This is a genomic window from uncultured Roseobacter sp. (assembly GCF_947493125.1).
Taxonomy (GTDB): Bacteria; Pseudomonadota; Alphaproteobacteria; order Rhodobacterales; family Rhodobacteraceae; genus Roseobacter.
Genome location: NZ_CANLQB010000006.1, coordinates 1 through 15,267, shown reverse-complemented (window position 1 = coordinate 15,267; position 15,267 = coordinate 1). Strand labels below are relative to the sequence as shown.

Here is a 15,267-nt window from a genome sequence, read left to right as displayed (position 1 = left end):
ATTGTCAGCATCTCGCAATTCAACAATAGGATTGCTTGCTCGAAGAACAGCGGTGTACTTATGGGGAAAACTAAAGGTTGAGCAGTGCCGGATTTTGAGGACTTACTTTCACGCTTCGGCATTGAAGCGCAGCGCCGCCTTTCGTCGGTTGTTTCTGGCAATCCCGAAGAGCAACTTCGTAGCCCTCTGGAAATCTTGTTTCCGGGGTTGGCCGAACAGTGTGGCCTTGGCCCATCCGACATCTTTCTTGTTCCAGAAACGCCTATGCCTGATTTGGCTATCCGGCCAGACTATGCTGTTATGAGACAGCGTGGCTCAGGTTCTGACCTCATAGGTTTCGTCGAAATCAAAGCCCCCGGAAAGGGGGCCGACCCCCGCCGCTTTACTGACGCACACGACAAGAAGCAGTGGGAGAAACTAAAAGCCCTCCCTAATCTCATCTACACGGACGGCAACGAGTTTTCTGTCTGGCACGATGGCGAACTCCAAGAGGCACCAAGCGGCTCTGGCATAGTACGCCTCAACGGCGATATAAGGACCGCTGGGGGCGGTCTAGGTGGTTCAGCGGACCTTGTGTCCATATTCAACAACTTCCTCACCTGGACGCCCACCAGCCCGCGCAACGCTCGTGAACTGGCCCGCATATCTGCCCGGCTGTGCCGCCTGCTCCGCGATGAGACAATGGAAAGGCTGGAAGCCGACGACTCCGAGGTCGCCGCGCTACGGGCCGATTGGCGGCAAATCCTGTTCCCAGAGGCCGACGACAAACAATTCGCAGACGGCTACGCTCAAGCGGTCGTTTTCGGCCTCCTGATGGCCCGTGCGAGGGGCGTATCGCTGGCCGATGGCATCGACCACGCGGCCCGCGATTTGAGATCAACGGATTCATTGATCGGTACCGCCCTTGGTTTTTTGACCTCCAATCCTGACACCCTTGCGACCTCTCTCAAATCGCTCACCCGCGTTCTAGACGCGGTAGATTGGGCGACCGTGTCGCGCGGCGATGACGACGCTTGGCTCTATTTTTACGAGTTCTTTCTCGAAACCTACGACAACAAACTTCGCAAGCAGACAGGTTCATATTACACCCCGCCCGAAGTGGTCCGGGCGATGGTGCGCCTGACCGATGACATTCTGCGCCACCCCTCCCGCTTTGCTCTGCCGGGTGGTTACCGAGCCGACGAAGTGACGGTCATTGACCCAGCCGTGGGCACGGGCACCTATCTGCTGGGTATCCTGCGCCACATCGCAAGGCAGGTTGAGGCTGACCTTGGCGCGGGCGCGGTTCCCGGCGTGATGGAGGCGATGGCCCGCCGCCTTATTGGTTTCGAGTTACAGTTCGGCCCCTTTGTCGTAGCCCAACTTCGTCTGTTGAGCGAATTGGTGGAACTCACCGAAAGCACCCAAATTCACCCCCGTCTGTTTGTTACGGATACGCTCTCCGACCCCGAAGAAGCCCGAGCCCGTTTGCCATCTCTCTTTGCCCCCTTGACCACCAGTTATGAGGAGGCCAACCGCATCAAAGGAGAAGAGCCGATAACCGTTGTAATCGGCAACCCACCTTATAAGGACAAAGCAAGGGGAAGAGGAGGATGGGTCGAAAACGGTCGCACAGGTGAAACAGGTCCGTTAGCAGACTGGAATACTCCACAGGAATGGAGGGCGGGCCCGCATCTAAAACACTTAAAAAACCTCTATGTTTACTTTTGGCGGTGGGCGACTTGGAAAGTCTTCGGAATTCCACCTGAGGCCGACGAGGCTCTACGAACTGACCGTAGAGGGGTCGTCTGCTTTATTACAGCGGCGGGTTTCTTGAATGGTCCCGGTTTTCAGAAGATGAGAGCAGACTTACGAAGGGACGCGGATGAGATATGGGTTGTCGACGCCACGCCTGAAGGTCACCAGCCACCGGTCAACAGCAGAATATTTCAGGGCGTCCAACAACCCGTTTGTATTGTAATTGCTTCGAGGAATAGCAACGAAGGTTCTGACGGACCTGCCCAAGTCAGATATCGCCGTTTACCCGCCGCACATCGGGAGCAGAAATTTGAAGCCTTGGCGGCAATAACTTTGGATGACTCAAGTTGGGACATATGCCCCAATCAAATTCGAGCGCCGTTCTTGCCTGCTGGACAAGGTGTTTGGGGTGCCGGGGCACCAATTGAAGACATTTTCTTGTGGGACGGATCTGGCGTTATGCCCGGTCGGACTTGGGTAATCTCTCCAGATGCCCAGTCTCTGAATGACAGGTGGGATTCATTAAAATCGGTCAGAGACGTGAACGAGCAGGCTGAACTATTTTTTCCCCATATGAGAAATGGAAGACCCGGCGACAAACACATTGATAAGGAACTGCGTAGCGGATTGGCTGGCCATACTTTTAGAAGCCAATCTGTGCGCGCAGATACCCAAACGGCAATAAGGCCAACACGTTTCGCAATGCGGACTTTGGACCGTCAGTGGATTATTCCCGACGGTCGCTTAATCAATCAGGCGAACCCCACGCTTTGGGAAACGAACAGCAGTGATCAGATTTTCCTCACTGCGACAAGGGATGTTACGCCAATCAATGGACCAGCATGCTCGTTCTCAAAAGATATCCCAGACTTAAATCATTACCACGGTAGAGGCGGTCGTGTGTTTCCTCTTTGGGCAGATAGTGCCGCCAGCCAGCCCAACATCCGCCCCGCATTTCTGGCAGCGCTCACGCGCGGCCTCTCTAACCCGGTAGCGGCCCCCGATATGCTGTCCTACATCGCCGCAGTTGCCGCCAATCCGGCCTACACCGAACGGTTCCAGCCCGACCTTATCCAACCCGGTTTGCGTATTCCCCTGACCGCCCGCTACGACCTGTTCCAAGAGGCTGTCGAAATCGGCAAGCGAGTGGTCTGGCTTCACACCTACGGCGAACGCTTCACCGACCCCGCGAACGACCGCCCAGCAGGTGCGCCACGGGCCGCAGATGGACCCACCGTCCCAAGAGGTGGAGCCATCCCAGCGGACGCTGACAAGTTCCCCAACGAGTTGCGTTATGACGACACGGCGCGCCGCCTTTATGTGGGCGAAGGATTCATCGACAATGTGACCCCCGAGGTGAGGGCCTACGAGGTATCCGGCAAAAACATCATTGAGCAGTGGTTCAGTTACCGCCGCCTAGACCGCAGCCGTCCCGTAATTGGCGACCGTCGCCCTCCATCACCGCTGGAACAAATCCGACCCGACCGCTGGCCCGCGTCTTACACCGAAGACCTTATCAACCTGCTTCACGTTTTGACGCTGTTGACCACCTTGGAGGCCGACCAAGCTGACCTCTTGGAGCGTATCTGTTCCGGCCCCCTCATTGACGCCGAGTTGCTGCGGGCCGACGGCGTTTTTGATGATGATAGCGCCGCCACGACCCGCGCAGGGGATGACCGTCAGGATGAACTCGCGTTTTGATTAGAGCGAACGCCACGACGGATTTAGGCGCATAAGCCCCTTATATGTGGTGGCCGTGCCTTTCAGCAATGTCCGCTTCGGGGCTGCCTGCCGACAACCGACCAAAACAGTCAGATGACGGCTCAGAGCCCCTTGTTTCATGCACTCAGCGGATCTTCTCTGAGCATCAGACGTACTTTATCAACGATTTCTTTTTGGTTCACCTTAGTATCGGTGCGCACCTTTAATACTGGGCCAATCCCAAGAGGATATCCACTCTCCAAGCCCCTCAATCGTTGAGCCAACTTAATCGGGTCGCGCTGTTTATCAAAGTGACTAGGATGCCTCTTACGCGTCAAAAATCTACTTAACGCAATATCAGATGGGCAAATGCAATTGACTTCAATTAATGGCGCATACGTACCCTTGAGCCAGTCTGTCGCGGTGCCGCTATCACCGCCGCCCGTAAGAGGTTTCCAATGCGAAACCAGTACTGCAGAACCTAACTTTTTCCCTGCGTCTTGGAACAGAGCATCGCTTTGCCGACTAAGGTCTTTACGGTCTTCCCAAGTACGGACGTCATTCTGTTCGTACAAACCTTCAAGGAAGTCATCCTTGTCTATCAAATCGAATGAAAGGGCATTTGCTATAACGCGAGCGATGGTCGTTTTACCGCTTGCGGGCAGTCCGGTCACGATGACACCTATTTTCACAGTTCACCCACCAATGTCAGCCAAATTTAATTCTGTTGTCACTCTTCTTAAGCAATTCCAATGGATAGTCGAGCAACGTCGCTAAGTCCCGCCGACCCGCCAGACGCGCCATCAAACGAATGTCTCCTTAGGGCTGATAGCGGTCGACCGTCGGTCTTTTTGGGGACGGCGCCTTGCTGTCATGAGAACGTGCGGCGACCCCGGGGCCTGTGAGACGGGAGCTTTGCGACGGCGGGCCGCTTTCGGCCAAGCGGTGGTTTGACGTTTGCTTCACGCAGGTCAGCGCTGAACGGGCAATGGGGGCGGGTGGCGGAGGATCATCACGGGCTGGGCGGCGTTGGCCTTCGTGCTGGGGGTGCGGTGCGGGAGGTGATGCTGGCGCCGCCGCCAAACCTCTCTCTGGACAGTTGCACTCATCCCGTCCATGCGGCGTCTCAGGTGATCACCATATCCATGGCGCGGACGCCGCGCGCGAGCTGGTCGAAGACGATCCGGATGCGGCGGCTGGTCTGCAGCTCGCGGTGGGTGACCAGCCAGATCGGGAACTGGAAGGGCGGAAGCTCCGGCAGCACCCGTTCCAGCGCCGGGTCGGCCGCGCAGAGCGCTTCGGGCAGCACGGTGATGCCGAGGTGGGCGCGCATCAGCTCCCAGACCACCACGCCGTTTTCGCTTGTCATCACGAAGTTCTCCGGGCGCAGCGGAATGCCGAGGTTGTGCATCGGCGCCATCAGACGCACCGGGTCGGGGTTGCCGATGAAGGCATGGTCGGCCACCTCGCGCGGGGTCTGCGGGCGGCCCGCCCGGTCGAGATAGGTGCGGGACGCGTAGAGCCCGGCGCGAAAATCGCCGACGTGGCGGGCGATCAGCTCGGGCTGGTCCGGGCGCACGTGGCGGATGGCGATATCGGCCTCGCGCTTGAGGATGTTCTGCAGGTCGTTGGAGGCGAGGATGTTCACGCGCAGGCCCGGCGTGCTGTCGCGCAGCGGGGCGAGCAGCCCCGGCAGCGCCCGGGCGGACATCAGGTCGGTCGCGGTGACCGTCACCACGCCGGAGACCGCTTCGGAATGCGCGGTGGCGGACATGGAGATCAGCGAGGCCGCATCCCCCATGGCGCGCACGTGGTCCAGCAGGTCGCGCCCGGCTTCGGTCAGCGTGGGGCGGCGGGTGCTGCGCTCGACCAGGGTGACGCCGAGGGTCTGCTCGAGCTCGGAGATCTGACGCCCGATGGTGGGTTGGCTGGTCTTCAGCACCCGGGCCGCGCCGCTGAACGAGCCTTCCTCGGCGGTGGCGAGGAAGGCCCGCACCTGGTTCCAGTCAAAGGAGATCGCCGCCCAGTTCATGCGTGGATGTATAGCTGATGTCCGAATTTAGGCAATTACCCGGGGATCAGCGCAGAGCTAAGACCCCCCGGACATTGCGAGGCCGCCCGGTGTGGTCTCGCGGCGGGGTTGGGGCGGTGAGCTCCGATGACCATGTTCAGGAAAGGCCGACCCATGAGACAGATCGACAGACACAGCAGGCTTTCGGCCCTTTGGCTTTTCATCCTCCTCAACATCCTGTTCCGCGACATCCACCAGTTCGTGATGCCGGGCTTTCTGGAGTCGTTTCAGGACGGATCGTTCAACGGGGTGGCGATCACCGAGGAGCTGATGCTGCTTGGCGGGATTGTGGTGTCGGTGCCGATTGGCATGGTGCTCGCGTCGCTGGTGTTGGTGCGCAGGGTGCTGCGGCCGCTGACCGGCCTGGCGGCGGCGCTGACGACGGTGACGATGGTGCCGCTGGCGCCGCGGGATCTGGACGATCTCTATCATCTGGCGCTGCAGCTGGGCGCCATGGCGGCCATCGTCTGGAGCGCCTGGCGCTGGCCCGCCGATGCGGCGACCGCGGAGGCGGTGCGATGACGGTGCTGGAGGCGGGGCGGGCCGATCTGGTGCCGCTCTATGATCGTCTGGCGCCGGTTTACGACCGGTTGCATCATCGCTGGCTGCGCCGGGCGGGCGGGGAGGCGCAGGCGGCTCTGGAGGCAGCGGTGCGGGCGGCCCTGGGGCCGGGGCAGGCGCTGCTCGATGCGGGCTGCGGCACCGGGGCCTTTGCCCGCCGGCTTCTGGCCGACGGCTGCGCGGCGGATCTGACGCTGCTCGACCCGTCGCGCGAGATGCTGCGGCGCTGCGCCGATATTCCCTGCGAGCGGGTGCATGGCCGGTTGGAGGCGCTGCCGTTTGGCGCGGAGACGTTCGATATCGTAACCTGCGCCTGGGCACTGGAGACGGTGGCGGAGCCTGCGGCGGCGATCGTGGAGATGGCGCGGGTGCTGCGTGGCGGCGGGCTGCTCTGTGTTGCCTTCTGCGCGCAGAGGCCGGACCGGGGCGTGGCGGACTGGATGATCCGGCGCAGCCTGACCCGTCGCGGCACGGGGCGGTTCCTGAGCGTGCGGGGCGTCGCCCGGACGATCGCGGCGCAGGGGAGCTTCGAGGTCAGATCGGTGCCGCTGGCCGGGCCTGCCGCGATGGTCGTGGCGCGCCGGGTGCCGGGCTCACCGCGGTGAGCTTTGCGGCGGGCGGGCCTGCAGACGGTGCCGCTCGGCCGCCATGGCGGCGCGCCAGTCGGCCTTCAGCAGGTCCATGCGGCGGGGGATCCTGTCGTCGAGCACCTCGGCGCGGCCGATGCGCTCGGTGCGAAAGTAGCGAAACGCCTGCCGCAACTCGCACCAGGCGGCCACGATCCGCCCCGCGTCGCGGTAGCCGAGCAGGATCGGCCAGATCACCCGCTCGGTCGCCGCACCGTGGCTGTCGCGATAGGTCAGCCGGATCTTGTGGCGGCGTCGGATGGCGCGTCGGATCGCGGCGGCGTCCAGCGCCTCTTCTTGCGGGTCGACGGGCGCGACGCTGACCGCGGGATCGACGAAGGACGTCTGGAACCTGCTGGGGGCGACCGCCTCGATCTTGGCGATCAGCGCCCGCGCGGCGCGGGCCAGCTCCGGCTCTCCCCGGGTCTCGACCCACTGCGCGCCGAGCACGGCGGCTTCGATTTCATCCGACGTCAGCATCAGCGGCGGCATGTGGAACCCGGCCTCGAGCACGTAGCCGACGCCCGCCTCGCCCTGGATCGGGACGCCCTGCGCCATCAGGGCCGCCATGTCGCGGTAGACGGTGCGCTTGGTGACCGCCAGTTCGGCGCCGATCAGCTCGGCGGAGAGGGGCCCGCGGGCGCGCCGCAGGATTTCGATGATCTCGAACAGCCGGTCGCCCCGTCGCATGATGCCCTCCGCTGGTGCAAGGGTAGTCGTACTGACACCATGCTGACAACACGCTGTCAGCAGTAGAGCGGTAAGACGGTGCAACACAGGCCAGGCAAGGAGATCATCATGGAGATCAGGGGAAGCTGCCTCTGCGGTGCGGTCCGCTTTGTGATCGAAGGCGCGCCCGCGCTCATGGGGCGCTGTCATTGCACCCGATGCCGGAAGCTGGGGACCTCCGATATCGTGTTCGTGACGCAGGCGCAGTTCAGGCTGCTGAGCGGTGCGGAGGAGATCGACACGGTGGCGCCGGTGCCGCCCTATACCTTCGCGCGTTCGTTCTGCGGCAGGTGCGGGACGTCTCTTGGCGAGCCGCTGTCGTCGGAGACCTCGTTTCCGATCAATGCGCAGTGTCTCGACGATGATCCGGGCATCCGCATCGGGTTCGAGGAATTCACGGCGGAGGCCCCGGCCTGGGCGACGGCGCCGGACACGGCCCCGCGGTTCGAGGGGGCGCCCGATCTGGCGCAGGTGCTGCCGGACTGAGGCGGGTGCGTTTGGAGGGGCGCGCCGGATGGTACGCGCCGTGAGGGGGGGCCGGATTTGCCTGCCGTGACGGTCGCGCTGTTACGCGGTCAGTTGCCCGGTTTGGCCGACGGCGAGTGTGCCGCCGGTCACGACCTCCGCGTAGACGCCCATATCCATATGGCCGAGATCCCGGCGCAGCTGATAGGGCAGCTTGAGGTCCCGCTCCGCCGTCTCTGGGTTCACCTCGGTGGCGGCGCAGCGTTTGGTGCGGGACAGCAGGCGCAGCTCGGCATCGCCGAAGCGCAGCGTGGCGCCGATGCTGTCGAGTTCGGCGAAGGCAGGCAGCCCGTCGATCTCGATGTTGGCGCGGAACCGGGCGGGGTGCACCGGCGTCTCCCAGCGCTCCTCTAGCGCGCGGACCGAGGCGAGGTTGAGCACGGAAACGGCATTCATCATCTGCGGTGAGACCACGGAGACATCCGTGAAGCGGTGCGGTGCGGCGGAGACGAAAACGGGGGGCTCCGGGTCGGCAAGATCGAGCAGGCGGTGCAGCGTCGCGGCGGCCTCGGCCCGGCCCTCGGCTGTGGCCATGTCGAAGGTCGCGCGGTGGCCGCCGGTGACCCATGTGAGCGTCAGGGTCTGCGGATCGAAGCGGGTCTGCAGCCCGGCCAGCGCTGCCTGGGTCAGCAGGACGACGAAGCGGTCCTTGGGCAGGGGCCGGGGGGCGGTGGGGTCGAAGCCGGCGTTATAGCGGGCAAAGCCGTAGAGCCGGTCGCCCGGAAGACCGTCGCCGGGGTGGAGCGTCACGGTTTGCAGCGCCTCGGCGCTGAGGCCCTTGACCGGATAGCGGCTGAGGCGGGTGAGGGTGCATGCGGGCATGGCGGGGGCTCCTGTCTGCTCGGTGGATCTTCCTATAGCCTGCGGGCGCGGGTTCTGTCAGCCGTGCCGCGCGCCGGATGGGCCGTGGGGGCCGAAGGTTTCGAAGTGGATCTGCGCGGCGGGAACGCCCGCGGCCTCGAGCCCGCTGCGGATGTCGGCGAGGAAGCCTGCGGGGCCGCAGAGCATGTAGTGCGCCTCAGGTCCGGCCTCGAGGGCGCGCAGGTGATCGGCGGTCAGGCGGCCCGGGGCGTCGTAGTCCGTCCCGAGGATATCGGAGGCGTCCGGGCGGCTGTAGACCCTGTAGCGCTGCAGCGTGTCATGGCGCGCCAAGAGGTGGTCGACCTCCGCCCGCAGCGCATGGGCGCGTCCATTGCGGGCGCCGTGCACGAACCAGACCGGGCGGTCCTGCCCGGCGGTGGCGTGCAGCATGGAGACCATGGGTGTGAGGCCGACCCCCGCGCTGACGAGCACCAGGGGGCAGTGGCTGCAGGGGATCACGAAGTCGCCCGCCGGGGGGTGCGCGTCGATCACGTCGCCCAATTGCAGCCGGTCGTGCAGGAGGCGGGAGACCTGGCCCTTTGCCTCGCGTTTGACGCTGAGGCGGTACTGGCCGGTGTCGCCCGGTGCGCCGGAGAGCGAATAGCTGCGCTTGGCGGGGGTGCTCTGACTGGGGATCTGCACCTCGACGGGCAGGTGTTGGCCGGCCTTGAAGGGGGCGAGGGGGCGGCCGTCCAGCGGTTCGAAGACGAAGGAGGTGATCTCGTCGGTCTCAATCCTGCGTCCGGCCAGCCGCAGGCGGCGGGTGAGGTGATCCTGCCGCGCCCACCGCAGGCCGACGGCACCGGGGCGGTCGATCACCGCGTCGATCTCCACGTCGATGGCGCGCCAGGCGTCCGGGTCCTTGGCGTTGCGCGGGTCCCAGTCGATGCGGGCGCGGCCCGAGAGGTGTAGCAGGCCGCCGGTGTCGAAATCCACGAAAACGAGGCCGATGCGGGGATTGCAGAGGATGTTGCCGATGGTGTTGAAGAAGTTGTTGCCCGCATAGTCGGGGATCTGCAGGCGGGTCGGGCTGGCTACATGCACGAAGCCGGGCGCGCCGCCGCGGTGGGAGGCATCGTATCCGGTGGAGGCGGCCTGCGCGTCGCCCGGATGGCCGGAGCCGATGAACATTGTGTCCGCCGCACGGATGCGGGCGATCTGCGCGGGGGACAGCGCGGTGCCGTGTGTCGCGGGGCGGGGGGTGCCGCGCGGCACACGGGCCCAGGCGCGCGCGTGGATGTATTGCGGGCAGTTGCCGAAGCTCTGGCGGATGGCGATGGCGAGGCCTGTGGCAGTGCGGGCCATGTGGCCGCTGAAGCGGTTGCGGCGCCGGGTGGCGAGGTCGATCCCCAGCGCGCCGATGTCGGTACCGGCGGTGAGGGCGGCGGCCAGAGGATCCGCCGGATCCAGTGTCGTGTTCAGGGTGATCTGGCGCGGGTCGGGTGCGGTGATGAAGCCGTCGGGCCCGTCGAGCAGGGTGACCCAGGTGCGGCCATCCGCATCGCCGCCGGAGATCACGAGGAAGGGCAGGGCGCTGTGAAAGCTGCGGTGCTGCTCGGGCAGGTGGTCGCGGATGAACCCGCCGGCCCATTGCGCCACATCGCCGACACCCGCGCGCGCCTGCGCTTGCAGTTCACCGTCGTGAAAGGGCATGGTCGGGTCCATCTTTGACATCTGTCGGTCCTCTCGAAAGGGCGGGCCGGGGGAGGAGACCGCCCGGCCCGCGGGGCGGCTCAGGCCAGCGCAGGAATGGGGGACGGGGCCATGGCGACAAAGCCCGGCTGTGCTTCGATCCGCTGCAGCCAGGCGCGCAGGTTGGGATAGCGGGTCAGGTCGACGCCGCCTTCGGGGGCATGGGCGATGTAGCTGTAGCCTGCCACATCCGCGATGGTGATGCTCTGCGTGGCGAGCCAGTCGCGCCCGTCGAGATGTGCCTCCATCACCGCAAAGAGGGCGTGGGCCCTGGCGATGGCGCCGGCGTGATCCAGCGGCGCACCGAAGAGCGTGACCAGCCGCGCGGCGCAGGGACCGGAATAGATGTTGTCGGCGGCCACCGTCAGCCAGCGCTGCACCTCGGCGGCGTCTGTCGGGGCGGCGGGCATCCAGTGGCTGCCGGGCGCATAGGTCTGCACCAGATAGACGAGGATCGCGGTGCTGTCGGCCAGCGTGTGACCGTCATCGTCGATGGCGGGGACGAGGCCGAACGGGCTGATCCGGAGGAAGTCGGGCGCCTTGTGCGCGCCCCCTGCCATGTCGAGGTCGACGGTCTCGTAAGGCAGGCCGAGGAGGGACAGCATCAGTTCGGCCCGGTGGCAGTGGCCGGATTTCGGGGTGCGGTAGAGTTTGATCGGAGGGGTCATTGGGCGTGTCCTGGGTTCAGTGGCAAAGGGTCAGGCGCCGGGCCGGGGAGGGCGTCGGGCTGCGGCGGGCTGCCGTGAGGTGGGTGCTTTGGGGGCCGAGGCGGAGCGGGCTGTGCTTGACATCGTCTGGTGACCTTTGGGTCCGAGGTGGGGCGCTGTGCATGGTCTGGGTCCTGTTGAAGTGGTCGGCGGGGCGGGGCGCCTGGGGATGCGACAGATCTATTGCGTTTTGTCGAAAGGGGTAATAGTGGAAAGTGGAAAGTCATTATTTTGAAATACGGAATAATTATGATAAGCTGGCGGGCGGACCCGACCCCCGGGCGGTGTGGGATCGGCGCCCATGGTCGTGGGTGGTCCGGCCCTGCCCCCGGGTTGGGGGGTGCGGGGTCTTTCCGGCGACATCGCTGCGTGGATCTGAACACCACGCCGCTTTCAAAGGCGATTATTCTGCGTTTTGGTGGCAATCGGAGGTGGGCTCATGGATCGCATTCAATCGCTGGAGGTCTTCGTGGCGGTGGCCGAAGCGGAGAGCTTTGCCGGGGGCGCGCGCAGCGTCGGTCTGAGCGCGCCCTCGGTGACGCGCGGGATCAGCGGCCTGGAAGAGCGGCTCGGCGCGCGTCTCTTCACCCGGACCACCCGCACGGTGCGCCTCACCGAAGTGGGCGCGGCCTATCTGGACGACGCGCGCAGCATCCTCTCCCATTTCCGGGCGGCCAATGATGCGGCCGCGGGGGCGGCTGCCAACCCGGTGGGCAGGCTGCGGATCACCTGCTCGCATGAGTTCGGACGGATCTATGTCACGCCGATCCTGACCGCCTATCTCGACACCTATCCGGATGTGACGGTGGAGGTGGTGGTCGTCGACCGGATTGTGAACATGGTCGAGGAGGGGTTCGATATTGCGGTGCGCATCGGCGCCTTGCCGTCCTCGGGGCTGTCGGCGGTGCGGGTGGGGTCGGTCCGCCGGGTGATCTGCGGGGCGCCCGCCTATCTGGCGCGGCATGGCGCCCCGACACGCCTGGAGGACCTGCGGGAGCATCAACTCGTTTCAGCCTCGCCCAACACGCCGGATCGGGATTGGCGGTTCGGGCGTGAGGGGACCCGCGCGGTGCGCATCCGGCCCCGGCTGGTGCTGGGCAGCGTGGCCGCGGGGATCGAGGTGGCGCGGCAGGGCTGGGGGCTCTGCCAGGTACTGTCCTATCAGATCGGGCCGGACCTTGAGGCCGGGACGCTGCGGACCGTGCTGGATGCCCATGCGCCAGCGCCGCTGCCTGTCCATCTGGTGCATGTGGAGGGGCGGCGCGCGGCGGCGAAGGTGCGCAGCTTCATCGACTTTGCGGCGGAGCGTTTGCGGGCGATGCCGGCGTTGCAGGCCGCGCGCGCCGACCCCTGAGCGCGGCGGCGGCGATCGGCCTTTGGGCGCAGGCTGTGATTTGACTTTTCACCGGCCCGTGTTAGCGCTGGAGGGACAGGAAGCAGCAGCGGGGCGGGCAGGGTGCGGATCATCATGGTGTTGGCGGGGCTGGTCCTGCTGCTGGCGGGCTGCGCGGTGCGGGAGGTGATGCTGGCACCGCCGCCCAATCTGTATCTGGAGGGGCGCAACTATCCGGTCGATCAGGTGCCGGAGGTGCTGCGCAACGTCTCGCCGCTGATGTTCTATGTGACCGACCGGGCGCCGGAGGAGACCGCGGGCAAGCTGGTCTATGGCACGGAACGGTCGAATTCCATGGCGCTGGGCGCGGTGCGTGTGCAGTTCGGGGCGCAGGATTGGGACGATCTGGTGGCGCGCACCTCGATTGACGGCGGGCGGCGGATCTCGGAGCTGGCGGTGCAGGAGGCGGGCGAGCTGGTGCGCTTCACCGACGTGCCGCTGCGCACGCGGCGCGAGGCGGGCGCGCTGATCTTCGAGCCGGGTGCTTTGAGTGCATACGAGGCGGGCGGGCGCGCGTTTCAGGACGCCATCCGCGCCGAGATCGCGCGCACCGGCAACCGCCGGGTGCTGATCTTCACCCATGGGGTGCGCAATGATTTCGACCGCGCCATGGCGACTCTGGCCAACCTCTGGCATTACGAGGGGCGCAGCAGCATTCCCATCGCCTTCACCTGGCCTGCGGGCAATTCCGGGCTGCTGAGCTATTTCCGCGACCGGGAGGCGGGGGATTTCAGCGTCTATCACGCCAAGGAGTTCCTGCGGCTGCTGGCCGAGATCCCGGAGCTGGAGGACATCGACATCGTGGCGCATTCGCGCGGCACGGATGTGATGTCGACCGCGCTGCGCGAGCTGGTGATCTATCATCGCGGGCGCGGGGTGCATCCGAAGACGGCAATGAAGGGCGGCACGCTCATTCTGGCGGCGGCGGATCTGGACATCGGCGTGGTGGAGCAGCGGCTGCAGACCGAGCGGGTGTCGGAGGCCTTCGAGCAGATCAATGTCTATGTGAACCCCAGCGACGGCGCGTTGCGGCTTTCCTCGATCCTGACCAATGTGCCGCGGCTGGGCTCGATCACGCCCGACGAGGTGCTGGTGGAGGAGATCGAGCAGCTCCGCAAGTCGGAGCTTGTGCATTTCATTCGCGTGGAGCAGGTGCGCGGGCGGGGGCATTCCTATTTCCGGGACAACCCGGCGGTGCTGTCGGACATCGTGCTGGCGCTGAGGACGCGCGCGTTCCCGGGCGGCACGCTGCGCCCGCTGGAGCTGGGCGAGGACGGGTTCTGGCAGTTGCATCCGAATTATCCGCTGGAGCGGCTGCCGGATCTGTTGCGGGTTGAGGGCAGTGATCGCTGAGGGAGGGCTGAAGGCGCTGCCGTGAGACCGCGGGCCTATTGATTTTTCCGTCACGACATTGATCTAAATGCAAAACCAGCCGTTCGTGGATGACGTGACGAATATATGCAACGAGGCCGGAGCGACCAACGCGGCGCTCAGCGCTAACGTCGGCTTTGTTGAGAATTGAGCTAGAGTCTATTTGGGCACGCATTCGCCATACACTGGGGCGTCATTTCATCTGTCATATCTCGATGCTTTCAAAGCTATATCGAGCCTGGCAATCAAAGAAGGTGTTTGAGATAAGGTCTTAAGTATGGGTACTTTGTGCGAGCTTCTTCGAGGTAGTCTTGGTAACGCGGCATAGCGTTGGTCACTAGACACGTTGCATTTTTTTGCATTTCTATAAGTTGTTCAAACAACTCATCGTCCATTGGTTCCAATGACCAATATGGTGAATGTCTAAACAAGGGGCCTTTATTGTCCATCATGAACCTTATCAAATCCCCAAACATGTGTTCAGCGCTATCCGGCTTAGGTTCATCATCTGGAACCAAAATTGCAAATGCAGCAATAGGCAATTCCTCGGGTGCATTTTCCTGTTCAGGCCAATGGATAAAATCATTAAAGTGCGAATGGAGGATCAAGCCACTTACAGGTGATCGAACATCTACCGACTTTTCCTTTTTGCCCATGAAGTGGCGGAAGTAATCTTCATTCGAGTTCGGAATCGTCATATGATATCGTCCGATCACCTGTCCTCTCTTGATCCAAGAATACTCCTTGCCCCACCAAATCTCCTCATCAGGACGACCGGCGTGAGTGAATAGCCTTTGCTGAAATCCCGGCACGATGACCACTTTGTCTCCGAGAGTGACGCCGACCGGTATTGGTGTAACTGGACTTTCTGACGCAAAATCTAGCTCGCCTACGTCTTGAGGTGGAACATCACTACCTACCGTAGTACGACCCTCTGCATCAATTGGTTCCGCTTTGGGGGTTTTGGAAGCTCGAAAACTAAGGAACGCTATCGCAAATGAACCAATAGTCGCAAAGCCTACTAGAAGTTCAAAGGTTGTCATATGGTTTCCGGAAATTACTGGATGAACTACCACGTGGATACGTTGAAGTTTTACAGTTCTTCCAGACAATCTACAATGATCAATGCGACTGTCTCTGACGTTCATAAGTTTTGTTCGGCCTGTAATTCCGTCTTGTGAAAGCGGCCGTTTGCCATCTCGAAGCTAAAGCTGACCTGGTCTTCCCCCACTTGAGTGGTCCTCCGCTATGTTTAGGAAAGCGGAGGAAAGACATGGCCAACAAGCGACCAAA

13 protein-coding genes are annotated in these 15,267 nt (G+C 63.6%); 6 read left to right on the top strand and 7 right to left on the bottom strand.

Going from position 1 to position 15,267, the window contains the following annotated elements:
- Nucleotides 1-84 precede the first annotated feature (84 nt).
- On the top strand, nt 85-3,438 hold the full coding sequence (locus tag Q1A71_RS13725) for a type ISP restriction/modification enzyme (protein ID WP_299677110.1): 3,354 nt from the start codon (nt 85-87) through the stop codon (nt 3,436-3,438).
- A gap of 137 nt (nt 3,439-3,575) precedes the next feature.
- Here the strand turns inward: Q1A71_RS13725 and Q1A71_RS13720 are convergent, their stop codons facing one another.
- A complete protein-coding gene (locus tag Q1A71_RS13720; protein WP_299677107.1) occupies nt 3,576-4,112 on the bottom strand; it encodes a shikimate kinase in 537 nt (178 codons plus the stop codon).
- 452 nt (nt 4,113-4,564) lie between these two features.
- Nucleotides 4,565-5,470 carry a LysR family transcriptional regulator gene (locus tag Q1A71_RS13715; RefSeq protein WP_299677104.1) on the bottom strand — a complete coding sequence of 302 codons (906 nt, stop codon included), beginning with the start codon at nt 5,468-5,470 and terminating at the stop codon, nt 4,565-4,567.
- Nucleotides 5,471-5,623: 153 nt separating this feature from the next.
- Here Q1A71_RS13715 and Q1A71_RS13710 point away from each other — a divergent pair, with 153 nt between their 5' ends.
- Entirely contained in the window at nt 5,624-6,031 is a 408-nt protein-coding gene (locus Q1A71_RS13710; protein ID WP_299677101.1) for a DUF6326 family protein, read from the top strand.
- The gene (locus Q1A71_RS13705; RefSeq protein WP_299677098.1) at nt 6,028-6,675 is read left to right on the top strand and encodes a methyltransferase domain-containing protein; all 648 of its coding nucleotides are present in this window, start codon (nt 6,028-6,030) and stop codon (nt 6,673-6,675) included. Before Q1A71_RS13710 ends, Q1A71_RS13705 begins: the two co-directional genes overlap by 4 nt.
- Here Q1A71_RS13705 and Q1A71_RS13700 read toward each other — a convergent pair.
- Nucleotides 6,664-7,386, bottom strand: coding sequence for a YafY family protein (locus tag Q1A71_RS13700; protein ID WP_299677095.1), 723 nt, complete (start codon nt 7,384-7,386; stop codon nt 6,664-6,666). The genes Q1A71_RS13705 and Q1A71_RS13700 overlap by 12 nt on opposite strands.
- Before the next feature lie 108 nt (nt 7,387-7,494).
- On the opposite strand from Q1A71_RS13700, the gene Q1A71_RS13695 reads away from it, so the two are divergent.
- Nucleotides 7,495-7,911 carry a GFA family protein gene (locus tag Q1A71_RS13695; protein ID WP_299677092.1) on the top strand — a complete coding sequence of 139 codons (417 nt, stop codon included), beginning with the start codon at nt 7,495-7,497 and terminating at the stop codon, nt 7,909-7,911.
- A gap of 81 nt (nt 7,912-7,992) precedes the next feature.
- Here the strand turns inward: Q1A71_RS13695 and Q1A71_RS13690 are convergent, their stop codons facing one another.
- Genes Q1A71_RS13690 through Q1A71_RS13680 form a run of 3 tightly spaced genes read right to left on the bottom strand, consistent with a single transcriptional unit; the run spans nt 7,993 to nt 11,171 of the window.
- Nucleotides 7,993-8,772, bottom strand: coding sequence for an MOSC domain-containing protein (locus Q1A71_RS13690; RefSeq protein WP_299677089.1), 780 nt, complete (start codon nt 8,770-8,772; stop codon nt 7,993-7,995).
- A gap of 57 nt (nt 8,773-8,829) precedes the next feature.
- On the bottom strand, nt 8,830-10,485 hold the full coding sequence (locus Q1A71_RS13685) for a pyridoxamine 5'-phosphate oxidase family protein (RefSeq protein WP_299677086.1): 1,656 nt from the start codon (nt 10,483-10,485) through the stop codon (nt 8,830-8,832).
- 59 nt (nt 10,486-10,544) lie between these two features.
- Nucleotides 10,545-11,171 (bottom strand): glutathione S-transferase family protein, encoded by a 627-nt coding sequence (locus Q1A71_RS13680; RefSeq protein ID WP_299677083.1) that lies wholly within the window; start codon nt 11,169-11,171, stop codon nt 10,545-10,547.
- A gap of 478 nt (nt 11,172-11,649) precedes the next feature.
- Here Q1A71_RS13680 and Q1A71_RS13675 point away from each other — a divergent pair, with 478 nt between their 5' ends.
- Both Q1A71_RS13675 and Q1A71_RS13670 read left to right on the top strand, forming a co-directional pair.
- Nucleotides 11,650-12,564: a LysR family transcriptional regulator gene (locus Q1A71_RS13675; RefSeq protein WP_299677080.1), complete on the top strand. Its 915-nt coding sequence runs from the start codon at nt 11,650-11,652 to the stop codon at nt 12,562-12,564.
- Between the two features lie 102 nt (nt 12,565-12,666).
- On the top strand, nt 12,667-13,956 hold the full coding sequence (locus tag Q1A71_RS13670; protein WP_299677076.1) for an alpha/beta hydrolase: 1,290 nt from the start codon (nt 12,667-12,669) through the stop codon (nt 13,954-13,956).
- Nucleotides 13,957-14,219: 263 nt separating this feature from the next.
- On the opposite strand, the gene Q1A71_RS13665 is transcribed toward Q1A71_RS13670, so the two are convergent.
- Nucleotides 14,220-15,017, bottom strand: a complete 798-nt coding sequence (locus tag Q1A71_RS13665; protein ID WP_299677073.1) for a hypothetical protein — start codon at nt 15,015-15,017, stop codon at nt 14,220-14,222.
- Nucleotides 15,018-15,267: the final 250 nt, after the last annotated feature.

Coding starts and splice junctions, on each gene's coding strand:
- Q1A71_RS13665 (WP_299677073.1), bottom strand. CDS start 15,017: ATGACAACCTTTGAACTTCTAGTAGGCTTTGCGACTATTGGTTCATTT.
- Q1A71_RS13710 (WP_299677101.1), top strand. CDS start 5,624: ATGAGACAGATCGACAGACACAGCAGGCTTTCGGCCCTTTGGCTTTTC.
- Q1A71_RS13715 (WP_299677104.1), bottom strand. CDS start 5,470: ATGAACTGGGCGGCGATCTCCTTTGACTGGAACCAGGTGCGGGCCTTC.
- Q1A71_RS13680 (WP_299677083.1), bottom strand. CDS start 11,171: ATGACCCCTCCGATCAAACTCTACCGCACCCCGAAATCCGGCCACTGC.
- Q1A71_RS13695 (WP_299677092.1), top strand. CDS start 7,495: ATGGAGATCAGGGGAAGCTGCCTCTGCGGTGCGGTCCGCTTTGTGATC.
- Q1A71_RS13700 (WP_299677095.1), bottom strand. CDS start 7,386: ATGCGACGGGGCGACCGGCTGTTCGAGATCATCGAAATCCTGCGGCGC.
- Q1A71_RS13705 (WP_299677098.1), top strand. CDS start 6,028: ATGACGGTGCTGGAGGCGGGGCGGGCCGATCTGGTGCCGCTCTATGAT.
- Q1A71_RS13685 (WP_299677086.1), bottom strand. CDS start 10,485: ATGTCAAAGATGGACCCGACCATGCCCTTTCACGACGGTGAACTGCAA.
- Q1A71_RS13690 (WP_299677089.1), bottom strand. CDS start 8,772: ATGCCCGCATGCACCCTCACCCGCCTCAGCCGCTATCCGGTCAAGGGC.
- Q1A71_RS13675 (WP_299677080.1), top strand. CDS start 11,650: ATGGATCGCATTCAATCGCTGGAGGTCTTCGTGGCGGTGGCCGAAGCG.